The organism is Rhizobium bangladeshense (genome assembly GCF_017357245.1).
Taxonomy (GTDB): domain Bacteria; phylum Pseudomonadota; class Alphaproteobacteria; order Rhizobiales; family Rhizobiaceae; genus Rhizobium; species Rhizobium bangladeshense.
In genome coordinates, this window is the sequence record NZ_CP071612.1 from 805,145 (window position 1) to 827,068 (window position 21,924).

Below are 21,924 nucleotides of genomic sequence, written 5' to 3' on the forward strand. Positions count from 1 at the left end.
CAGACTTATTCCGGCTGATGATGGCGGCGCAGGATTTTAATACAGCTGGCCAGATGCTTCTCTATATCACACTCGGCACCAACGATCTTCAACGCGCAGGTCATTTCTATGACGCCGTGCTGGGTGCGCTCGGCTATCGGCGCCAGCGTCATTCGGAGGAGGAAATCGGCTATTCCGCCGATGGTGACACGCGCTGCCGCTTCTGGGTGGTGACGCCGTTCAATCGTCGCCGTGCGACTGCCGGGAATGGTGCCATGGTCGCGCTTGCGGCCGAAACGCGGGCGGCTGTCGATGCCTTCCACGCAGCCGCGATAGCGGCAGGCGCGGTGGATGAGGGCAAGCCTGGCCTGCGTTCCTACCACGCCCATTTCTATGCGGCCTATGTCCGGGATCTTGACGGCAACAAGCTGAGTGCCGTCTGCGAAAGCCCCGAATAAGACGGGGGCCTATTTCACGACCGGCTGTTCCGCCTTGATCTTAGACGCCTTCACGAGACTGGGACGGTGGCCGGAAACGAGCGCGCCGGCATTGCGGTCCATCCGGATGAAGGGAATGGTCGCAATCACGGTCAGTCCTGCGATGATGTAGAAGGCAAGGTGGAAATCCGCAACCTGCAACGCCTCGCCCCTGATATGGATCGAGGTCTCCAAAATTGCGGCCGCCACGGCGACGCCGAGCGCCAGGCTGACCTGTTGCATGACGGAGCTCATCGATGTCGCCTGGCTGGCTTCAGCATCATCGATATCGGCAAAGGCAAGCGCATTGACGCCCGTGAACATGAAGGACCGGGAGAAACCGCCGAGAAGCAGAACGCCGATGATGATGAGATGCGGGGTTGCCGGCGTGAAGAAGCCGGTGATCACGGTCACCACAGCCGTCACCATGGCGGCGCCGATGAGCGTCGTGCGGAAGCCGGTGGCTGCGAAAACGCGCTTGGCCATGAACTTCGTGGTGATCGCCCCGATCGCCCCGGCAAAGGTAATGAGGCCGGATTGGAACGGCGTCAGCCCGAAGCCGAGCTGCAGCATCAGTGGTGTCAGAAATGGCATGGCGCCGACGCAGATTCGAAAGAGGTTGCCTCCCGTAGTCGAAGCCCGGAATGTCGGATTCTTGAACAGATTGAGGTTGAGGATCGGCGCCGGGTGGCGCTTTGCATGGCTGACGTAGAGGATGCCGCAGGCAAGGCCGATCAAGGTCGCGGTGATGCCGATGACCGGGGGCAGGGCCGGCAGGCTGACCACCGACAGGCCGAAGACTACGCCCGCGGCCGAAAGCGAGGTGAGCAGAAAGCCGGTGAAATCGAGCTTCGGCGGCGCCGTCGCTTCAACCTCCGGCAGGAAGATCGTCGCAAGCCAGATGCCGACGATGCCGACCGGCACGTTGATCAGGAAGATCCAGTGCCAGCTGAAATAGGTAGTTATGAAGCCGCCGAGCGGTGGGCCGGTGAGCGGGCCGACAAGGGCCGGAATGGTCAGCAGCGCCATGGCCGAGACGAGGTCGCTGCGCTGCGTGGTGCGCACCAGGACGAGACGGCCGACCGGCGTCATCATCGCGCCGCCCATGCCCTGCAGGAAGCGGGCAAATACGAATTCGACGAGATTGGAAGAGACGGCGCAGAAGATCGAGCCGACGACGAAGACCGAGATGGCGAGGCGGAATATCTTCTTGGCGCCGAACCTGTCGGCCATCCAGCCGCTGACCGGAATGAACACCGCCAGCGCCACCATGTAGGACGTCAGTGCCAGCTTCAGAGTGATCGGCCCGACGTTGAGATCCTTGGCGATTGCCGGCAGCGCCGTCGAAATCACGGTGGAGTCCATCTGCTCCATGAAGAGAGCGACGGCAAGGATCAGCGGGACGATGCGGTTCATAGACGGGAGCCGTGATAGGCTGCGATCGGAGGAGGAAGGCATTTGCTGTGTAGACCCACTTCCAGGGCCTGCCAATCCTTCAATCGGCTTCGATCGCACGTTTGGTTCACGTCTGCGTGAGCTGGCTTGCCCCGCAACCTTCCCTATCAAGATTGACATATGTTCGCTTCGCCCCGGTATGAATCCGGGCGGGCATATCGTCGGGGCAGTGCGGCCGACACGCCGCGCAACAAAGGGGAGTGGACATGGCAATTTCAACGCAATTAAAGCGGCGCACGCTTTTTGCCGCAGGCCTCGGACTGCTGGCGGCGCCGGTAATTTTAAGACAGAAGGCCGAAGCGGCCCCGACTGGAGAAAGCAGCAATATGAATGCAGCGCCTTTGCCCGAAATCAATCAATTCAAGCTCGGTTCCTTTAAGGTCACCGTCGTGCGCGACGGCATCAACATCTCCGAAAGACCCAATGAAACCTTCGGCACCAATCAGGACCCCGAAACCGTCAAGGCTTTGCTGACCGCAAACTTCCTGCCGGCCGACAAGTTCTTGAACGGATATGCGCCTGCCATCATCGATACCGGTTCGGATGTCATTCTTATCGATACCGGCTTCGGCGCGGCGGGGCGGGCGCGCGGCGCCGGCCAGCTTGCCGAAGGTCTGAAGGCCGCAGGATATTCCGCCGACGACGTCACCCTTGTGGCGCTGACCCACCTGCACGGGGATCATATCGGCGGTCTGATGGAAGACGGCGCCGCCGCCTTCAAGAATGCCCGTTATGTGGTTGGCCAGGCTGAGTATGACTTCTGGTCGAACAAATCACGCGAGGGCACGCCCGCCGAAGGCGGCCACAAGGCCGTGCTCGCCAACGTGACGCCGCTTGTCGAAAAAGCCACATTCATCAAGGACGGTGACCGCGTCGCGCCCGGCATGACGGCGATGCTGGCGGCGGGTCACAGCCCGGGCCACATGGTGTTCCATGTGGAATCCGAGGGCAAGCGCCTGCTGCTGACCGGCGATACGGCCAACCACTATATTCTGTCGCTGCTGCGCCCGGATTGGGAAGTGCGCTTCGATATGGACAAGGCGCAGGCGGCGGCGAGCCGCCGCAAGGTCTTCGACATGATCGCGACCGACAAGGTCGCCTTCCTCGGCTACCACATGCCGTTCCCGGCGGTCGGCTTCGCCGAGAAGCAGGACGGCGGCTATCGCTTCGTGCCGAAGACCTATCAATTCGACATTTGAGCTACCGCATGTCGCCCGGAAGTGTGCAGCGGTTCCGGGTTAACGACATGCGTAAAAGCAAAGAGCTAAAGCGCATCGCATGAATCAAGTTTGACGCGATGCGCTTTACGGACCGCGCGTCTATCAGGCGCGCAAAGGACGCTGTAACACTTTGAATCTACGCGTCGTGCTTTCCGGAATCGAATTCGATTTCGGGCCGATGCGGTAGATGCATGGCTGTCATGACGAGCCCGGCGGCCACACCGGGCTTTTTGCTATTTCCTTCCTGTCGTAGACGTGTTACCAGCCCTCGCCAACTTCCAAGCAATTCATGCACACCGCCGGGGCGGACGATTCGTTTCCGGGCCGGGTTGCATTTTCTTAACTGAAGGAATTTGGCCATGGCCCGCATCATTGAAACGGCAACCGGCGCGGACGCGCTTACCTTCGACGACGTGCTGCTGCAGCCCGGCCACTCCGAGGTCATGCCCGGGCAGACCAATATCTCCACCCGCATCGCCCGCGACTTCGACCTCAACATCCCGATCCTCTCCTCGGCCATGGATACCGTCACCGAAAGCCGCTTGGCGATCGCCATGGCCCAGGCCGGTGGCCTCGGCGTCATCCACCGCAACCTGACGCCGATCGAACAGGCTGAAGAGGTCCGCCAGGTGAAGAAGTTCGAAAGTGGAATGGTGGTCAATCCGGTCACCATCGGCCCGGACGCGAAGCTTGCCGAAGCGCTGAGCCTGATGAAGTCACACGGCATATCGGGCATTCCGGTCGTCGAGAAGTCCGGCCGCCTCGTCGGCATCCTCACCAACCGCGACGTCCGCTTCGCCTCGGATCCGGAGCAGAAGATCCATGAGCTGATGACCAAGGACAACCTGGTCACCGTCAAGGAGAGCGTCGATCAGCAGGAAGCCAAGCGCCTACTGCACTCGCATCGCATCGAGAAGCTGCTGGTCGTGGATGCTGACGGCCGCTGCGTCGGCCTCATCACCGTCAAGGATATCGAGAAGTCGCAGCTGAACCCGAACGCGTCCAAGGATGCCCAGGGAAGGCTTCGCGCCGCCGCCGCCATCAGCGTCGGCGATGACGGCTTCGAGCGTGCCGAACGCCTGATCGAGGCAGGCGTCGACCTTCTGGTCGTCGATACCGCCCATGGCCATTCGCAGCGTGTCCTCGATGCTGTTACCCGCGTCAAGAAGCTTTCCAATTCGGTCAGGATCATGGCCGGCAACGTCGCCACCTATGACGGCACCAGAGCGCTGATCGATGCCGGCGCGGACGCCGTCAAGGTCGGCATCGGCCCGGGCTCGATCTGCACGACGCGCATCGTCGCCGGCGTCGGCGTCCCTCAGCTTGCTGCCATCATGTCGGCGGTCGAGGCCGCGCGGGATCAGGACGTGCCCGTCATCGCCGATGGCGGCATCAAATTCTCCGGCGATCTTGCCAAGGCGATCGCCGCCGGCGCCTCCGCCGTCATGATCGGCTCGCTGCTGGCCGGCACCGATGAAAGCCCGGGCGAGGTCTATCTCTACCAGGGCCGTTCCTTCAAGGCCTATCGCGGCATGGGCTCCGTCGGCGCCATGGCCCGCGGCTCGGCCGACCGCTATTTCCAGGCTGAGGTGCGCGACACACTCAAGCTCGTGCCGGAAGGCATCGAGGGTCAGGTGCCTTACAAGGGACCGGTGTCGGCCGTCGTCCACCAGCTCGCCGGCGGCCTCAAGGCGGCCATGGGTTATGTCGGCGGCAAGGATCTGAAGGATTTCCAGGAGCGGGCCACTTTCGTGCGCATCTCCGGAGCCGGTCTTCGCGAAAGCCACGCTCATGACGTGACGATCACCCGAGAGAGCCCGAACTATCCGGGCGCCGGCCTCTGATATGAAGGCGGGCAGCGCAATTCCGTCCTGGATCCTCGCGCTGCTCGCAGTCCTCTGCCTTGCGGTGATTGCCTGGACGACATTCGGCTTCGTCGTTCCCTTTAAGCACGAAACCGGGCAGGCGGTGCTCGACACCTATTTCGCCGGTTACGAGGAATCTGCCGTCCTCCACATGCAGAAGGTGCTCGACGGGAACGAAACGGCGGCGAGGCTGCTCAGCGCCATGTATTTCGGGCCGGAGCTGATCTTTCCGGCATTGCTGACGGCGCTGCTGTTCCTTGTCTTCCTCTGGCTTGGCCCTGTCGGCTCGTGGTTCGGCCGGCCACTTCATCCGCTCCTCGCCAAGGCGATCTACCTGCTGCCTTTTATCTACGGCATCTCCGATTACGGCGAGAATATTTCCAGTCTGATCGCCTTCGGCAACGGCGCGTCTGCAGGTCTTGCAACGTACCTGCTGCCATGGATGACGCGGTTGAAATTCGCAAGCCTCGCTATCTGCTTCATCGTCGCCGCCCGGCTGGCCATTGCCCGTTGGCTCTCGCCAGGCCGGGGTTGAAGCGGCTATCAGCCCCTTCGCCGCCATACCGGATTTGACAGCCCCGCCATCATGAAATCGGAAAGGACCTCGACCTTCGCTGGCCGGTTCCGAGCAGAAGGTGTGACGAAATACAGTGCGCCGGTCGGCAGCGTCCAGGCGGGAAGGATAGGCTTCAGCCGGCCGTCTATGAGATAGTCATGCGCGAGAAACTCGGGTAGTTCGATGATCCCGAGGCCGCGTAGCGCCATTGGCACCAAAGCTTGGGAATTGGTGGCCTTGAGAGAGCCACTTGGCACGATGACCTCCTCCTTGCCTTCACTGTTGCGCAGGCGCCAGACATCCTGTCGCGCCCTATAAGTGTATCCGAGGCAATGGTGAGCCGCTAGTTCACGGGGATGTTCCGGCACGCCGTACCGATCGAGATATGCGGGTGCAGCGAGAATGAAGCGATCCACCGGCGTCAGCTTGCGCGCGACCAATGAGGAGTCGGGCAGCACCGCGATCCTGAGCGCCGCATCAAAGCCGTCTGCGACGATATCGACGACGGCATCGCTCAAGTGCAGGTCGATGGAAATATCCGGAAAGAGCTCGAAAAAGTCGGGTAGGATTGGGGCCAGCCAGCGTGTCCCGAAGGCCATCGGTGCGGCAAGCCTGATGAGCCCCTTCGGCCGGGTAGCAATCTCCCGGGCAGCGTCCTCTGCCATTTCGGCTTCGGCATATATTCGTGCGGCGCTGTCGACCAGTCGCAGGCCGAATTCCGTCAACGCGAGTTGCCGTGAGGTGCGGTTGAAGAGCCTTGCGCCCAGCCTGTGCTCAAGCCGGCTCACGGCGCGCGAAACTGTCGGCACTGACACGCCGAGCGTCTGGGCAGCCCGAAGGAAAGAACGCTCTTCGGCGACCTTCGCGAACATCGCCAGACCCTCGAAATCTGGAAATTTGCTCATTTCATTCCTGAAACAATGGATTTCAATTCTTTCTATTCCGAAACGACGCCGCCGTCCATATCTCCGCTTCAGTCGAACCAAAGGAGACGACACGATGACACAACGACTGAATGCGAAGGTTGCGGTTATCACGGGCGCCACTTCTGGCATTGGCCTTGCAGCGGCTAAGCGTTTCGTAGCCGAGGGCGCACGCGTTTTTATCACCGGCCGCCGGAAGGACGTTCTCGATGCAGCAATCGCTGAGATCGGCGGCGGGGTTGTGGGAATCCAGGCTGATTCAGCCAATCTCGCCGACCTCGATCGCCTCTATGAACGGGTGAAGGCAGAGGCTGGGAAAGTTGACGTGCTCTTCGTGAACGCGGGTGGCGGCTCCATGTTGCCCCTCGGCGAAATCACTGAAGAGCAGTATGACGACACGTTCGACCGGAACGTGAAGGGGGTTCTCTTTACGGTGCAGAAGGCCTTACCGCTGCTCTCGCGAGGAGCATCGATCATCCTGACGGGATCGACAGCAGGCTCGACCGGCACACCCGCCTTCAGCGTTTACGCCGCATCGAAAGCCGCCTTGCGCAGTTTTGCGCGCAACTGGATCCTCGACTTGAAGGATCGCGGGATTCGGATCAACACGCTTAGTCCTGGCCCGACGGAAACGACTGGACTGGTCGAATTGGCAGGTAAGGACAAAGCGCAACAGCAGGGCTTGCTCGACGTCCTGGCGGCCCAGGTGCCAATGGGCAGGGTCGGTCGTGCCGAGGAAGTTGCCGCTGCCGCACTCTTCCTTGCCTCGGAGGATTCCAGCTTCGTCACCGGTGCCGAACTCTTCGTCGACGGCGGCAGCGCCCAGGTGTGAAGACCATATCGGGTTTGCGGATACCGGCGGCGAGCCGCTGGCATCCGCTAATCCTTTCCGCTAATGCTGCCATCGACATATAGGAGCGGAAAGTAACGGCGACCATGACCGGCTATCAAATCTTCTGGCCACTGCTTGCCCATGTGGCTCTGGTCTATGGTCTCTATGTGCTCCTGGGCATGCGCCGCGGGAAATTGGTGCGCGCCGGCAAGATCCGGAAATCGGATTATCGCGAAAATCGTGACGAACCCCCAGAAAGCCTGGTCGTCAAGAATTGCCTCGCCAACCAGTTCGAATTGCCTGTACTCTTTTACGCCTGCTGCATTCTTCTCTTTATCACCGAGGCCGACAATCTTGTCGCCGTCTGCCTTGCCTGGGTCTTCGTCGCCCTGCGTTACGCTCATGCCGCCATTCACGTCACGAGCAATGATCTCCGTTACCGCAGCCCGATCTTTGCTGCCGGCTATCTGGTGCTTGCAGCCATGTGGGGTTGGCTCGCCGTCTGGATGGCGGTGGGCTGACGGTGACGCTGTCCAGGCAGCAACTCATCGGATCTTACAACCAGGTAACGTTTTTTGCGTGCCTATCAATCAGAGTAATGTGGTCTAGAAGTCTGATTTCACTGACGTTTGCCGATCGTTAAAATGTGAGCTTTTCCATTTACCGCTGATGAACGCCTGCAATGTCATATCCGCTCAACGCGCCGGACGCAGATGCATCCGCCGCGAACAATAAGAATGGGAACGAAATGGGCGCGGAAAGCATGGAACGCATCGGCTTGCGCAGGAAGCCGAAGCAGGAGCGCAGCATCCAGAGGCTGGATCTTATTCTTGCCGCCGCTGCCAAAATAATCGCGCAAAAAGGCGTCAGCGCCATGCGGATGACGGAACTCGCCGTAGCCGCCAAGGTGCCGATAGGTTCGGTTTACCAGTATTTCCCGGAGAAGGCAGCGATCGTCAAAGCATTGTTCGACCAGCACGCTTCGGCAATCCAGGCGAAGACGGCTGCGATGTTCAGCGAAGTGCAGTCACTCGAGCAGGCCCTCGATCTCGTCTGCGCCACCATCGACTGGTATTACGAATCCTATCGCGACGATCCCGTCTATCTCGGCGTCTGGATGGGAACCGAGACGGATCAGGATCTGCTTCAGCTGAATATCGAGCATAGCGGCCGCGTCGCCGGCATCTTTCATGACGCCGTACGCAGGTTGGCTCCCGACCTTTGCGACGAAGAAATGTTCGCGCGCACTTACCTTTTCAGCCACCTGATCGGCGCCGTTATCCGGCTTGCCGCCGTCAGCGAAGAGACCATAGCCCGGCGCATGCTCGGCGAGTGGAAACGCGTCATCCGCGCCTCCCTTTTCGCCGCTGCCGCGCCGAGCGCCGCCTATGGAAGCGGAGCCGGGATCACGACATACTCGCAGATAACGAGCTGAAGCGCCCTACCAGCTCGGCATCGTATTGGCGGCCTTCAGCCGCGGATAAAGCCGCGCCTGGGCGGATTTAACATCCACGTCGAGGCTGTCGTCGACAACCGCCGGCGTGATGTTGTCGAGGCAGGCAGTGATATGCGCAGTGATCGCGTTCATCAGCGAGATCGAAACGCCAGGCCTTTTCATGATCCCGATCTGCACCGGAGGCAAAGCGGGGAAGCCATCCGCCTGGCTCAGTACCTTCATGCCCGTCCGCAGCGCCGATTCCGGCATCACGGAGACCGCCATGCCGGCAAGCACCGCTGCGGCGACGACCGTGCAGGACCAGCTGGTGAACAGGATCTGGTGTTCTCGTCCGACGGCATCAAGCGCCGAGCAGGCGAGTTGGCGCCATTGGCAGTCGCGCCGGCCAACGGCAAGCGGCACAGGCGCGTCGTCTCGGATAGGATGGTTGGCCGAGCCTACCCAGCACAGCGGTTCTGTTCTCACCACATCGGACATGCGCTCGCGCGGATTGTGGGTGACGAGCGCGATATCGAGCTCGCCCTTGTGCATGCGCTCGGCAAGGTCCATCGAAGGCTCGCAGACGATGTAAAGCTCGACGTTCGGGTGCGTCTTGGCAAAACGGCCGATGATTTCAGGCATATAGCGGTCGGCATAATCGTCCGGAGTGCCGATGCGCAGCGTCCCCTCCAGCCTGTTGTCGTCGAAGGCGGCGATCGCCTCATTGTTGAGGCGGATGATGCGCCGGGCGTAATTGAGGAGTTTTTCGCCCTCGACCGTCAGCCGGTTGCCGCGGCCGTCCTTGATGAACAACTGCTTGCCGATGCGTTCTTCGAGACGGCGCATCTGCATGGAAACGGCAGATTGGGTTTTGTAGACCCTGTCGGCCGCCTTGGTGAAGCTGCCGGAATCGACGATGGCGATGAAAGTCTGCAACTGGTCGAGATCAAGAGGCGCGGACATGGTTTCACCTATAAAGATAGCTGATGATAATCATTAGAAACATTCGTTGGACTGATCAATAGGTCTTTGGCATGTTCGGGATGCAAATCAAGCAAAGTGAAGGACAGGTGACCTGCCTGTCCGAGCCGAATTCAGCCTGCTCCCTCCCGTACGACCTCGCGGGAGGGGTGGGTTGTTGCGTGCCCCGAAAGAAAGGAGAGTTCGATGCATATGACAGACCGGACACTAGAACTCGACTGCGGCAAGCTCACCCCGACGTTTTCCCAGCGTCTGGCGGCAGGCCTCTCGCCGTTGACCTCCCTCTTTCGCGTGTTCCGCAATCGCATGGAGATCAACGCGCTGCAAGATCTGAACGACACTCAGCTGAGGGATATCGGCCTTACCAGGGCCGATCTGACCTCTGCGTTCCTGGCCTCGACCTTTTTCGAGGACCCGTCGGAACATCTGACGCGTTCGGCGCGCAATCGCTGGCGCCTTCAGTTCTTCCGCTCCTTCGACGAGTAGGAGCGTCGAGTTTCCCCGCAGGGTGATAGCCAATAGCCCTGCCGCTTGACCCGGCGATCGGCTTTCCCAAGCCATCGCCGGGTTTTTTATGCCTTGCTGTCAGGGGAAGACTTCGGCCGGGAGGTTTCGAAAATCGCTTCCAGGTTCCTCTGATAGCTTTTCTGCACCTCGAGGCCGCTGTCGAACATGGCGTTCAGCATTTCGGTGTAGCTCTCGGCATTGGCCTTCGCCTCTTCCTTCGGCACCTCAGGCGCCTTGGCGGCGGCCGGTTGCTTGGCGGCCGGCTGCTGTCCGAGCCCGGCCATCATCTCCTGGAAAGCCTTGGCGAAGGGATTGTCAAGAAAGGGGTTCGGGGCAGGCGCCGGCTCCTGTTTCGGCATTGAAAACATCAGCTGCATCGCCTGCGTGAACGGATTGTCGAAAACGCTGGGTTCCGGTGCTTTCGGTTTCGGTGCAAAGCCGGTGCTCTCCAGCCATTTCTGAATGCTCTCGCCCATCGCCGTATTAGCGAAGGGGTTGACCGGAGAGGCCATCTGGCCGGTCGTCTGCTTGAACAGCCCGCCCATCAGCGTGTCGGCCAATACCGGCAGCATTTGCTTGTAGATCTCCTGGCCGATCCCGGTCATCTGTGCCGCCTGGGCGGCGACCGCCCGCGAAACCTCTTTGGAGCCGAAGAGCTGGGCAAGGATGTTGTTGCCGTCGGAAATGCCCTCCGGGGTGAATGCCCGGCTCATATCCTCGAAATAGCGAGCATAGTTGCCGGAGGCAACGGCCTGCATCAGCCCGACGAAATCATAGGGATTGCTAGTGCTGCGCTTCAGGCCGGCGGAAAAGGCCGGCATCAATGCCGCCATCGCCTTCGTCGCCTGTTCCTGCGCGAGATTGAATTGCCGGGCGATCGCCTCCATCGCCGCGCCGTTCTGCGCCTGCATCATCATGTCGAAGAGTGGCAGCATCGGAGTCCCTTTCCCCGAGTCGTGACGCGTGTAACGCCACTATATCCGGAAAAGGTAATGTGCAAACGGCTTTTTGCCATAAGAACTTGAAGCCGTTACGGCAAAGCGTGGAGCGAGTTTTCCGACTTGGAGAGTACGGGGACAGCACACCTAGTACTGGTAGTCCTCGAAGACCGGCTCCACCGAGCCGTGCCAGCGCCCGTGATAGAGGGAGAGCAGGTCTTCGGCAAGGGTCGCCTTTTTGGCGAGTACCTCCTCGAGCGGCGCCAGGAAGATGCTCTCGTCCTGGCCCTCCCCATTCAGCTTGCCGCGCGCCTTCAGGCCGGCCCTTGATATGCCGATCACCTCGCGCGCCATGTCGAAGAGCGTATGCCCGCGAAATTCGGCTTTCAGTCCTTCGGCCGGAACGGCATTGCGCAGAGCGCTGATCTCAGCAAAGCTCCAGTCCCCCGTCAGCTTGTCGGCTGCCTCGAGGGCTGCGTCGTCGTAGAGCAGGCCGACCCAGAAGGCCGGCAATGCGCAGATGCGCCGCCAGGGCCCGCCGTCGGCGCCTCGCATTTCCAGGAAACGTTTCAGCCGCACGTCGGGGAAGAGTGTCGAAAGATGATTGGTCCAGTCGCCCATCGTCGGCGCCGGATCGGCTACTTCCCCCTTCAGCGCACCATTCATGAACTGGCGGAAAGTGACGTGTGTGCAGTCGTGATAGTGCCCGTCACGGACGATGAAATACATCGGCACGTCGAGCGCCCATTCGGCGTAATCGCGAAAGCCAAAGTCGTCGCGGAAGGTGAAATCGAGCAGGCCGGCGCGCCGGTTGTCGACATCGCGCCAGATGTCGCCGCGCCAGGAGAGCAGACCGTTCGGCTTGCCCTCGGTGAAGGGTGAGGATGCAAAGAGCGCGGTTGCCAGCGACTGCAGCTTCATCGAGACGCGCATCTTCTTGCGCATGTCGGCTTCCGAGGAGAAGTCGAGATTCACCTGGATCGTGCAGGTGCGGTACATCATGTCGAGACCCTTGGTGCCGACCTTCGGCATGTAGCGGGTCATGATCTCATAGCGCGACTTCGGCATTTGCGGGGTTGCCGCATAGGCCCACTTCGGGCTGCCGCCGATGCCGAGGAAGCGGATGCCCATCGGCTCGGCGATCTCGCGAAGCGTCGCCAGGTGCTGGTTCGATTCCTTGCAGGTCTGATGGATCGTCTCCAGCGGCGCGCCTGACAGTTCGAACTGGCCGCCTGGCTCGATCGAGATCGCGCCCATGCCGTTCTGTTCGGCAAGGCCGATGATGTTGCCGCCGTCGATGATCGGCTCCCAGCCACTCTTCTTCTGCAGGCCGGTAAGCAGGGCTGAGATGCTGGCGTCCCCGAAATAGGGAACCGGGCTGTTGTCGGCGCGGAAGAAGGCGAACTTCTCGTGTTCGGTGCCGATCCGGAAACGCTCTCGCGGCTTGCTGCCCGCAGCGATGTAATCGGTCAGATCCTGAACCGAAGAGAGCGGTGTCTGGTCGGTGGTGTCGCGGGCCATGCGGGGTACCTGTATTCAAAAGGCGCCCAGGGGGCCGGGCAGTTGGAAGGCTGATTAGGACCCAAGTCACGTCTGTTGCAAGTGAAATTCTTTCAACGACGCATCAAAAAAATAGCTGCGATTTCCATGTCCACCCGTTTTCGCCGTCAGCTCCAGTCGCCGACCGTCGCCTGGACCACAGCAAGTGCCGCAACAGCGGCCGTATCGGCGCGAAGGATGCGCGGCCCGAGAGGAATGGCGGTGACGAAATCGAGGCCTCGAAGCCGCTTCCGTTCGTCTTCCGAAAAGCCGCCTTCCGGCCCGACCAGCAAGGCGAGATGTCTTTCCCGGATCGACGACAGCACCGGCAGAGGATTCTGCCCGGCATCGCCCTCGTCGCAGTAGATGATGCGACGCTCTTTTGGCCAGCGGTCGAGCAATTCGGAAAGGCGTACCGGCTCGGCCACATCGGGAATGGCGAGAATGCCGCATTGCTCTGCCGCCTCGACGACATTGGCGCGAAGCTTGTCGAGGCTGGTGATCCTGCCCTGCACATGCTGGGTCAGGACCGGCTGCAACAGCCCGGCGCCCATTTCGACCGCTTTCTGCACGAGATAATCCATGCGGCCGACCTTGAGCGGCGCAAAGAGGTAATGCAGGTCCGAGGGCGCCGGCTGCGGCCTGGTCTGCTCGGTTGCCGTCAGCAGGATGCGTTTACGCGTCGGGAAGGAGAGGGCAGCCTTCCACTCGCCGTCACGGCCGTTGAAGATGAGGATTTCCGCGCCATCCTCCATCCTCAGCACATTGGCGAGATAGTTGAACTGTTCGGCACTTGCTTCCACGGCGGCGCCACTCGAAAGCGGCGCGTCGACGAAAAGCCGTTGCATGCGGAAATTGGCGCGCATCGAAAAACTCGAAATCTTGAAGTCGATGCCGCAAGATCATGCAAGGTCTTGCGATCATGACATCCGAAAAAATAAAGCCCTAAGCGCAGCACGCGAATCTCGAAGATCGCGACGCGCACTAAACGAAGAGCGCGAACATAACCCAATAAATCATGGCCGCAAGCGCGCCCGAAACCGGCACGGTGATGATCCAGGCGGCGACGATCGTCATTAAATGCGAGCGGCGCACGAGATAGCGTCGCCGCCGCTCATAAATGTTCGGCTCCTCCGGCTCGTCGAGTTCCCAGCTCTCGGCCTTGCGCCTGAGATAGGCGATGCGGCGCTTGGAATGGCGGGTGTACCATTCGCGGAAGAAGCCGACGCCGAAGACGGCACCAACGGCGACATGCGTGGTGCTGACCGGCAGGCCGAGCCAGGAGGCGACTATGACGGTGAAAGCGGTCGACAGCGCGACGCAATAGGCGCGCATCGGGTTGAGCTTGGTGATCTCCTCGCCAACGAGGCGGATGAGGCGCGGTCCGAACAGCAGCAGGCCGACGGAAATGCCGAAGGCGCCGATCAGCATGACCCAGAGGGGCGGGTGGCCCACGCCGCCGTCGCCGCCGATGCCGACCGAGTGGACGACTGCCGAAAGCGGCCCGACCGCGTTCGAAACGTCGTTTGCGCCATGGGCGAAGGAAAGCAGCGCCGCAGAGCCGATCAGCGGCAACCGGAACAACACCCGCAGCGAGCTGTTGCGGTTTTCGAGATCCCGCGCCTGGACGAGAACAAGCGGCCGAACGGCAAGCCAACTTACCAGACCGATCCCGATCCCGATCAGAACGACCGTGAGGGGTGGAAATCTGCCGACCGGCGACAGCTGCAGCACCATATAGGCCATGAAGCCGCCGGCCATCACCGCGACCAGCACCGGCACCCAGCGCCGCGCCGCCGCGATCTTGTCGTCGCGATAGATGATGAGAGTCTTGACGAGATAGAGCAGACCGGCCGCGATCAGTCCGCCAAGGAGCGGCGAGGTGATCCAGCTCGAAGTGATCTCAAACATCACCCGCCAGTTCACCGGCTCCGGCCCCACAGCTGAGATGCCGGCCCCGATCACTGCGCCGACGATCGCGTGTGTGGTGGAAACCGGGGCATTCATCCAGGTTGCAAGGTTGATCCAGAGGGCCGCTGCGGTCAGCGCCGCCATCATGATCCAGCCAAGCACCGCCGGCGACACGTGGCCGGCGTCGACGATGTCGGAGGAAATCGTCTTGACCACTTCGCCGCCCCCGATCGTGGCGCCCAGGACCTCGAAAACCGCAGCGATCACCAGCGCCTGGCCCATCGTCATGGCGCGTGCACCGACGGCCGCACCGACATTGTTGGTCACGTCGTTGGCGCCGATGTTCAGCGCCATATAGCCGGCAAGGGCCGCTGCCGCCACGATCAGCACGGCTCCCGGCCGGTCGAAGACGTAGACGCCTGCAAAGAGCATGGCGAGGCCGACGAAGATCAGCCCGAGCCCGGGCGCCACCAGCCGTCGCGCAACATGCTTTGCGGCGTCTTCGACATAGGTGATCTTATCGAGGTCTTTGTCGAGCGTGCGTTTCGTCAGAACTGCGGGACGTGGCGGCATTCTTTTTCCTGAAGGATGAATCTGCTTCTACGCTGCTTTCCTAGCAGTGCAAGACGGCAGGATTCATTCCGCCGGGATTTGCTTCGCCGGTTTGACCGAAAGCCTGTCGGTCATCTCTCGCTTGAAGGCGAGTAAGAGGTTGCGGAGCTCGGGTTCGCGCACGCGGCTTGCCGCCTCGTCGCACGAGACCCATTCGATGGTGCGCTCGCCCTTTTCCTTGAAGTTCTTCGCCAACTCGGTGACCTCAAGCGCATAGACCTGCACCTTGCAGATGACCTGGACCCCGTCGCGCAGCACCTTCGGATAGGTGTAGGAACCGAGCGTTTCCGCCTCGGCCGATCCACGTACGCCGGCTTCTTCCAGGGCTTCCTGCGCGGCGACCTCGTGGGCGCACTTTCCGTTCATCGGCCAGCCCTTGGGAATGACCCAGCGGCCGGTGTCGCGGCTCGTCATCAGGAGGACCTCGACATCCCCGCTTTTCTTCTTCACCCGATAGCAGATCGCACCATATTGCTGCCGCGGCGGACGCCGGAACATAAGTTGCACATCGGAAGCCAGTCGGGCGAGAAGAGTCAATTGTCGGGTCACCTTTACCGCGGTTGTTAGGAATCACTCATATACTTGTATCACGGAATGCTTACGCTTTCCAAAGCCGCAGACGCCGAAGCGGGTTGACCATCGTACTTAGTGGACATCGAGCTGGAACGGGCTCAGAAATCCGGCAAGACCTGTTTCGAAAGCGTCATATTGCACAGGTGTACAATATGACTTCGGCTTGCCTTGTAATCAATGGTGGGATCAATAGTTCCAGATCATTTTTGAGAATATGCCACCATGCGTCTACCGCCTCTCAATGCCGTCCGCGCCTTCGAGGCCGTCTGCCGTCACGGCAGCATTCTGAAGGCCGCCGAGGAGCTGAATGTCGTCCGCGGGGCGGTGCGCCAGCAGATCGCGACGCTCGAGAATCACTTCGGCCGCAAGCTCTTCACGCGCGAGGGCCGCAGGCTGGTCCCGACCCGGGAGGCAAGCGCTTTTGCTGAAGCGTCAGGTGTGGCTTTCGATACCCTGCATCGTGCTGCTTTGGAGTTCGGAAGTGTCGGGACGCGCCGGATTCGCCTTGGTGTTCCCTCCGCCTTCGCCGTCTGGTGGCTGATGCCGCGCGTTGGGGACATGCAGGCCAGCCTTGGCGACATAGCGGTCGATATCGTACCGATGACGGTGGCTGAACCGCTGCAGATGCACCCTGAGTTGGATGCGGTGATCATGGGCGGCGAGTACCGGCCGGCTGCAGGGATCACGGCGCTGCGATTCATGGCGGACCAGTTCGGTCCGGTCGCCACACCTGCGCTTGCTGGGATGCTGTCGAAGGACCCCGCGGCAATGGGTGCGCTGACGATGCTTGTCAGCCGTAGCGTCCCGAAGCTCTGGGACGAATGGTTTGCCGAAAGCGGCACGCCTCCGGTCGACTTTTGCCGCCGCCAGGAATTCGAGGATCTGCTGCTGGCGCTAAGCGCCGCCCGCTCCGGACTTGGTATCGCGCTTGCGCCGCGCGCTTCGATAGAGGACGATCTCGAGCGTGGACAGTTGGTCGCGCCTTACGGCTTCATCTCCCGGCCCTCAGGTTACAGCCTCTGCTATCGCGCGCTCGACGCCAGGCGGCCAGCTTTTGCTGCTCTTTCCACCTGGCTGCTTCACAGTGGTGCGGAGGTTTGAAATGGCAGATTTTCTGCCCTTCCGCCAGAATAACGTCCATACTCGGCGTGCTTTCGCTCCGCTAGAAATGCTCCGACATCAGACGCAGAGGATAACACGATGGAAGGGAAGGCCACCCGCATCGAGTGGATCGGCAGCAACTGTCGGCTGCTCACCGCGACGTCCGCGGAATTCGAGCGTACGCGCCCATTTGAGGGGCTGACGATCGGCACCGGCATCCATTTGGAGCCGAAGACGGTGGCGCTGCTGATGACGCTTCGCGCCGGCGGCGGGCGTCTTGTCTGCACAGGCAACCTCAACAGCACCCAGCCCTCGACGGTCGAATTCCTGCGCGCGCAGGGCATCATTGTCTTTGCCACGCAGACGACCGATCCAGCCGCTCACCATCGGACTCTCGAGGCCGTAATCGCAGAAAGGCCGGATCTGCTGCTCGACAATGGCGGTGATCTCTTCGCCATCGCCGTGGAAAGGCCTTACGCCAATCTTCTCGGCGGCACAGAGGAAACGACCTCGGGACGAACACGCCTGCTGCAGCTGCGCACGCGCCTGAACGTGCCGGTCCTCGTTATCAATGACAGCCCGATCAAGCAGTTTGCCGAAAACCGGCATGCCGTCGGCCAGAGCCTGTTCGAAAGCTACCTGCGCTTCACCAACCGCTCGACCAACGGCAAACGCGTGACGGTCTTCGGTTACGGCGCCTGCGGCAAGGGCACGGCGGCCTGTTTCCGCAATGCCTTTTCGATTGTCAGCGTCGTCGATATCGATCCGGTGACGACGTTGGAGGCTCATCTCGACGGTTTTGTCACGCCGCTGCGCGAGGCGGCGATTCGTTCGGCCGATATTCTGGTCACGGTCACCGGCTTCGCCGGCATCGTCACGGCTGCCGACCTGCCGCTCCTCAAGGACGGTGCGATCCTCATGAATGGCGGTCACTTCCCGCAAGAGATCGACGTCGAGGCTTTTCGCAGCCATCCCGATGTCGTCGGCATCGAACTCTACGAGGCCGATCATATCGAGACCTTCCGTCTTAAGGACGGCCGCTGCTTCCACGTGCTTGGCGGAGGTCATATGGCCAATCTCGCCGGGCCGCGGCCGCTCGGCAACACGGTCGAGTCTATGGATCTCGGCTTCACGCTCCAGGCCCGCTGCCTGGAGCGGATCGCCAGGGGCGAGGTCAGTGCCGAATCCTGCGTCGTACCGGTACCGGCCGAAATCGATGCGATGGTCGCCAGCGCCTATCTCGATCTCTCGCGGTGAACCGGGCGCCGAGCCATCAGCGCTCCCAATAGGGCACAGGCCCGTAAAGCTCGGTGAGATAGTCGATGAAAAGCCGCACCTTGGCCGGCAGGAACTGTCGGCTGGGATAGACGGCCGAGAGTGTGACATTGTGCGAGCCCTCATAGGCGGGCAGAACCTGCACCAGGCGACCGGCCTTGAGTTCCTCCCCGATATCCCAGGTGGAGCGCAGCGCGATTCCGAGGCCGGCGATGACAGCCTCGCGGATGACCTCGCTGGAATTGGTGATCAGCATGCCGTCCGGCCGCAGACTGAGGGGGCCGTCGGGCCCGTTCAGTCGCCAGGTGTCGTTATTGTGCGCCGGCAGGCAACGATGGTGTTTCAGATCGTCGATATGCCTGGGCTCGCCATGCACAGCGAGATAATCGGGCGAGGCGCAGAGCAGCCGGCGCACGGGCGCCAGCCGCCGGGCGACGAGGCTGGAATCGGTCAGTTCCGCAATCCGGATCGCCAGATCGAAGCCGCCGCCGACGATGTCGCTGAATTCATCGGTCAGCACCAGGTTGATTGCAAGCTCCGGGTGCGCCTGCATGAACGCCTTCAGATGCGGCGCGATATGCATGCGACCGAAGGAGGTCGGCGCCGAGACCTTCAGTGTGCCGTGCATTTGCGCCGAGCGGCCGGAAATGTAGAATTCGGCCTCCTCGAGCCCTGCGAGAATGCCGAGAACGCGGTCGTAAAAACCCTGTCCGGCCTCCGTTAGCGAGATCTGCCGCGTCGTGCGCTGCAGAAGCCGAGTGCCGAGCCGGTCCTCCAGCCGCTTGATCCGTTTGGAGACGACCGCGGGCGAAAAGCCGAGCGTACGCCCGGCGAGCGACATGCTTCCCGTTGAAACGACCTTGGCAAAGATTTCGAGATCACCCAGATTGGTCATGCGATTTTCGTGATTTTTTCCCCTTTTGACATAAGTGCTTAGCATTTGCGCCACTTTCGGGAAAGTGCTAAGCCGGTTCACCGGCGGCAGAGGCTGGCGGCCCGCCGCGCAGTCATCTTTCCGCCGTGATTTCAGGTCGTCAGGGTCAGAGAGGACACCATGTCCGACGCCATTCCGTTTCTCGCCCCGCGCGCTGATGTGCTGGCGCGCCGCGCCCGGATCATTGCCGATCTCACCGATCTTCTGCCGCCCGAATGCCTGGTTCATGAGGCGCGCGAGCTGGTGCCGTTCGAGACCGATGCCTTCGTTTCCTATCGCCGCCTGCCGCTCGCCGTCGCCCTGCCGCGCACCACGGCTGAAGTTTCGGCTGTCATGCGTTATTGCCACCGTTACGGCATTCCCGTCGTGCCCCGCGGCGCCGGCACTTCGCTCTCCGGCGGCGCCATTCCGCAGGAGGATGCCGTCGTGCTCGGCCTGTCGAAGATGAACCGCATCCTTGAAATCGATCTGCCGAACCGCGTCGCCGTGGTTCAGGCCGGCGTCACCAATCTGAACATCTCGGAATGCGTCTCCGCGGACGGGTTTTTCTATGCACCAGATCCGAGCTCGCAGCTCGCCTGCACGATCGGCGGCAATATCGGCATGAATTCCGGCGGCGCCCACTGCCTGAAATATGGCGTCACCACCAACAATCTGCTCGGCGTCAGGATGGTGCTGGTCGACGGAACGGTGATCGAGCTCGGCGGCAAGGCGCTGGACGCGGCCGGTTACGACCTGCTCGGCCTCGTCTGCGGTCACGAAGGCCAGCTCGGCATCGTCACCGAGGCGACGGTGCGGCTGATCGCCAAGCCCGAAGGCGCCCGCCCCGTGCTCTTCGGCTTCGAAAGCTCGGAAGAGGCCGGCGCCTGCGTCGCCGATGTCATCGCCGCCGGAATCATCCCTGTTGCCATCGAATTCATGGACAAGCCGGCGATCGAGATCTGCGAAGCCTTCGCCCATGCCGGCTATCCCCTCGATGTCGGCGCGTTGCTGATCGTCGAGGTCGAGGGTTCGGAAGCCGAAATGGACGCCACCCTGAAGGATATCGTCGAGATCGCCCGCCGCCATGCTGTGAAGACCGTGCGCGAATGCCAGTCGGCCACGGAAGCGGCGCTGATCTGGAAGGGGCGCAAATCCGCCTTCGGCGCCACCGGCCGCATCGCCGACTATATCTGCATGGACGGCACCGTGCCGCTCAGCCAGCTTTCCCATGTGCTGAAGAAGACCACGGAGATCGTCGATCACTACGGCCTGCGAGTCGCCAACGTCTTCCATGCCGGCGACGGCAACATGCATCCGCTGATCCTCTTCAATGCCAACGACCCCGAGGATGCCGCCCGCGCCGAAGCCGCCGGCAACGACATCCTCAAGCTCTGCGTCGATGCCGGCGGCTGCCTCACAGGCGAGCATGGCGTCGGCATCGAAAAGCGCGACCTAATGCGCCACCAGTATTCAGAGGCCGATCTCGCCCAACAGATGGCGGTGCGCGCCGCCTTCGATCCCGGCTGGCTGCTGAACCCGTCGAAGGTCTTCCCGCTGGAAGGGCGCCCCGCCGCATGATCGATCTGATACCCGGAAGCGAGGAAGAGGCGGCGGCGATCATCCGCGATCATGCTGAGGGCGGCCGGCCGATCGCCATCTGCGGCGGCAATAGCCGCGCCGGCTTCGGCAACGCCGTTGCATCAGAAGATCGGCTGCGCTCGGCCGGACTTGACGGCATCGTCGCCTATAATCCCGGCGAAATGGTCATGACCGCTCGCTCGGGCACGCCGCTTGCCATGGTCGAGGCGGCGCTATCGCAAAACGGCCAGATGCTCGCCTTCGAACCGATGGATCATCGCCCGGTCATGGGCACCTCAGGCGAGCCGACCATCGGCGGCGTCTTTGCCGCCAATGTCTCCGGCCCGCGTCGCCTCGTTGCGGGAGCCGCCCGCGACAGCCTGCTCGGCGTGCGTTTCGTCAACGGCAGGGGTGAGATCATCAAGGCCGGAGGCCGGGTGATGAAGAATGTCACCGGCCTCGATCTCGTCAAGCTGATCGCCGGCTCGCACGGCACGCTCGGTTTTCTCACCGAACTCACCTTTCGCGTGCCGCCACGCCCGAGAACCGAACAGACGCTGGTTCTCTCCGGCCTCAACGATGCCGAAGCGGCCAATGCCATGGCGGCGGCGATGGCGTTGCCGCTCGAGGTCTCCGGTGCCGCCCATCTGCCGCTGACCGTGGCCTGGAAATTCCTCGCCGGAAAATTGCCCGAGGGCGAGGCGACGGTTCTGCGCGTCGAAGGCCTGGCCGGTTCGGTCGACGTGCGCATCGAAAAGCTTGCGACGGCGATGTCGGCCTTTGCCACGGTGACGCGGCTGGATGAGCCGGAAAGCCAGAGACTCTGGCAGGAAATCCGTGATGTATCACCCTATGCCGACGGTACGGCGCGGCCGGTCTGGCGTGTCTCGGTCGCCCCCGGCACCGGTCATCAGCTCGTCGCCGCACTCCGCCTGGAAGCCGGCATCGACGCCTTCTACGACTGGCAGGGCGGTCTCGTCTGGATGCGGATGGAGGCCGGCACCGAAGCAGAAACGGTCCGCCGCTACATCAAGGCGCTCGGCGGCGGGCATGCGACGCTGATCCGCGCATCCGCTGCGGCGAGGGCGGCAACCGCCGCCTTTCATCCTGAGCCGGAGGCCGTCGCGCTGCTGTCGCGGCGGGTGAAGGAGAAGTTCGATCCTGCCGGCATATTCAATCCAGGGAAGATGGCATGAAGAACGAAATGGATCCATGCATGGGTTGCTCCTCTCCGGCCGGTACGCCACGCACG

General features: G+C 61.8%; 21 protein-coding genes. 12 read left to right on the forward strand and 9 right to left on the reverse strand.

Features of this window, described 5'->3' with window-relative positions; translation table 11 throughout:
- Window positions 1-53 precede the first annotated feature (53 nt).
- Window positions 54-437 (forward strand): VOC family protein, encoded by a 384-nt coding sequence (locus J2J98_RS03865; RefSeq protein WP_064706217.1) that lies wholly within the window; start codon window positions 54-56, stop codon window positions 435-437.
- A 9-nt stretch (window positions 438-446) separates the two neighbouring features.
- Here J2J98_RS03865 and J2J98_RS03870 read toward each other — a convergent pair whose 3' ends face one another.
- On the reverse strand, window positions 447-1,871 hold the full coding sequence (locus J2J98_RS03870; protein ID WP_207602381.1) for a DHA2 family efflux MFS transporter permease subunit: 1,425 nt from the start codon (window positions 1,869-1,871) through the stop codon (window positions 447-449).
- A 245-nt stretch (window positions 1,872-2,116) separates the two neighbouring features.
- Between J2J98_RS03870 and J2J98_RS03875 the strand changes: the two genes are divergently transcribed.
- The 3 genes from J2J98_RS03875 to J2J98_RS03885 all read left to right on the forward strand — a co-directional run bounded on the left by J2J98_RS03875 (window position 2,117) and on the right by J2J98_RS03885 (window position 5,530).
- Window positions 2,117-3,109: an MBL fold metallo-hydrolase gene (locus J2J98_RS03875; RefSeq protein WP_207602382.1), complete on the forward strand. Its 993-nt coding sequence runs from the start codon at window positions 2,117-2,119 to the stop codon at window positions 3,107-3,109.
- Window positions 3,110-3,489: 380 nt separating this feature from the next.
- Window positions 3,490-4,974: an IMP dehydrogenase gene (guaB, locus tag J2J98_RS03880; RefSeq protein ID WP_064706219.1), complete on the forward strand. Its 1,485-nt coding sequence runs from the start codon at window positions 3,490-3,492 to the stop codon at window positions 4,972-4,974.
- Window position 4,975: 1 nt separating this feature from the next.
- Window positions 4,976-5,530 (forward strand): hypothetical protein, encoded by a 555-nt coding sequence (locus J2J98_RS03885; RefSeq protein ID WP_138393876.1) that lies wholly within the window; start codon window positions 4,976-4,978, stop codon window positions 5,528-5,530.
- An 8-nt stretch (window positions 5,531-5,538) separates the two neighbouring features.
- Here the strand turns inward: J2J98_RS03885 and J2J98_RS03890 are convergent, their stop codons facing one another.
- Window positions 5,539-6,456 carry a LysR family transcriptional regulator gene (locus J2J98_RS03890; RefSeq protein WP_138393875.1) on the reverse strand — a complete coding sequence of 306 codons (918 nt, stop codon included), beginning with the start codon at window positions 6,454-6,456 and terminating at the stop codon, window positions 5,539-5,541.
- Between the two features lie 94 nt (window positions 6,457-6,550).
- Between J2J98_RS03890 and J2J98_RS03895 the strand changes: the two genes are divergently transcribed.
- The 3 genes from J2J98_RS03895 (at window position 6,551) to J2J98_RS03905 (ending at window position 8,741) form a co-directional block, all read left to right on the forward strand.
- Entirely contained in the window at window positions 6,551-7,306 is a 756-nt protein-coding gene (locus tag J2J98_RS03895) for an SDR family oxidoreductase (protein WP_138393874.1), read from the forward strand.
- A gap of 104 nt (window positions 7,307-7,410) precedes the next feature.
- Entirely contained in the window at window positions 7,411-7,827 is a 417-nt protein-coding gene (locus J2J98_RS03900; protein ID WP_138393873.1) for an MAPEG family protein, read from the forward strand.
- A gap of 227 nt (window positions 7,828-8,054) precedes the next feature.
- The gene (locus J2J98_RS03905) at window positions 8,055-8,741 is read left to right on the forward strand and encodes a TetR family transcriptional regulator (protein WP_138393872.1); all 687 of its coding nucleotides are present in this window, start codon (window positions 8,055-8,057) and stop codon (window positions 8,739-8,741) included.
- Between the two features lie 6 nt (window positions 8,742-8,747).
- Here J2J98_RS03905 and J2J98_RS03910 read toward each other — a convergent pair whose 3' ends face one another.
- Window positions 8,748-9,704 (reverse strand): LysR substrate-binding domain-containing protein, encoded by a 957-nt coding sequence (locus J2J98_RS03910; RefSeq protein ID WP_138393871.1) that lies wholly within the window; start codon window positions 9,702-9,704, stop codon window positions 8,748-8,750.
- A 204-nt stretch (window positions 9,705-9,908) separates the two neighbouring features.
- Between J2J98_RS03910 and J2J98_RS03915 the strand changes: the two genes are divergently transcribed.
- Window positions 9,909-10,208 carry a DUF1127 domain-containing protein gene (locus J2J98_RS03915; RefSeq protein WP_207602383.1) on the forward strand — a complete coding sequence of 100 codons (300 nt, stop codon included), beginning with the start codon at window positions 9,909-9,911 and terminating at the stop codon, window positions 10,206-10,208.
- 86 nt (window positions 10,209-10,294) lie between these two features.
- On the opposite strand, the gene J2J98_RS03920 is transcribed toward J2J98_RS03915, so the two are convergent.
- The 5 genes from J2J98_RS03920 to J2J98_RS03940 all read right to left on the reverse strand — a co-directional run bounded on the left by J2J98_RS03920 (window position 10,295) and on the right by J2J98_RS03940 (window position 15,766).
- A complete protein-coding gene (locus J2J98_RS03920; protein WP_207602384.1) occupies window positions 10,295-11,164 on the reverse strand; it encodes a DUF937 domain-containing protein in 870 nt (289 codons plus the stop codon).
- Between the two features lie 150 nt (window positions 11,165-11,314).
- Window positions 11,315-12,688, reverse strand: coding sequence for a glutamate--cysteine ligase (locus tag J2J98_RS03925; RefSeq protein ID WP_207602385.1), 1,374 nt, complete (start codon window positions 12,686-12,688; stop codon window positions 11,315-11,317).
- 146 nt (window positions 12,689-12,834) lie between these two features.
- Window positions 12,835-13,572: a 16S rRNA (uracil(1498)-N(3))-methyltransferase gene (locus J2J98_RS03930; protein ID WP_138393868.1), complete on the reverse strand. Its 738-nt coding sequence runs from the start codon at window positions 13,570-13,572 to the stop codon at window positions 12,835-12,837.
- Between the two features lie 118 nt (window positions 13,573-13,690).
- Window positions 13,691-15,190, reverse strand: a complete 1,500-nt coding sequence (locus J2J98_RS03935; protein WP_207602386.1) for an inorganic phosphate transporter — start codon at window positions 15,188-15,190, stop codon at window positions 13,691-13,693.
- 63 nt (window positions 15,191-15,253) lie between these two features.
- On the reverse strand, window positions 15,254-15,766 hold the full coding sequence (locus J2J98_RS03940; protein ID WP_207602387.1) for an NUDIX hydrolase: 513 nt from the start codon (window positions 15,764-15,766) through the stop codon (window positions 15,254-15,256).
- Between the two features lie 258 nt (window positions 15,767-16,024).
- Here J2J98_RS03940 and J2J98_RS03945 point away from each other — a divergent pair, with 258 nt between their 5' ends.
- Both J2J98_RS03945 and J2J98_RS03950 read left to right on the forward strand, forming a co-directional pair.
- Window positions 16,025-16,903, forward strand: a complete 879-nt coding sequence (locus J2J98_RS03945; protein ID WP_207602388.1) for a LysR substrate-binding domain-containing protein — start codon at window positions 16,025-16,027, stop codon at window positions 16,901-16,903.
- Window positions 16,904-17,002: 99 nt separating this feature from the next.
- On the forward strand, window positions 17,003-18,160 hold the full coding sequence (locus J2J98_RS03950) for an adenosylhomocysteinase (protein WP_207602389.1): 1,158 nt from the start codon (window positions 17,003-17,005) through the stop codon (window positions 18,158-18,160).
- A 16-nt stretch (window positions 18,161-18,176) separates the two neighbouring features.
- Here J2J98_RS03950 and J2J98_RS03955 read toward each other — a convergent pair whose 3' ends face one another.
- A complete protein-coding gene (locus tag J2J98_RS03955) occupies window positions 18,177-19,073 on the reverse strand; it encodes a LysR family transcriptional regulator (RefSeq protein WP_207602390.1) in 897 nt (298 codons plus the stop codon).
- 159 nt (window positions 19,074-19,232) lie between these two features.
- Here J2J98_RS03955 and J2J98_RS03960 point away from each other — a divergent pair, with 159 nt between their 5' ends.
- Together J2J98_RS03960 and glcE are read left to right on the forward strand one after the other, a co-directional pair.
- Window positions 19,233-20,672: an FAD-linked oxidase C-terminal domain-containing protein gene (locus J2J98_RS03960; protein WP_207602391.1), complete on the forward strand. Its 1,440-nt coding sequence runs from the start codon at window positions 19,233-19,235 to the stop codon at window positions 20,670-20,672.
- The gene (glcE, locus tag J2J98_RS03965) at window positions 20,669-21,868 is read left to right on the forward strand and encodes a glycolate oxidase subunit GlcE (protein WP_207602392.1); all 1,200 of its coding nucleotides are present in this window, start codon (window positions 20,669-20,671) and stop codon (window positions 21,866-21,868) included. The genes J2J98_RS03960 and glcE overlap by 4 nt, the downstream gene beginning before the upstream one ends.
- Window positions 21,869-21,924 lie beyond the last annotated feature (56 nt).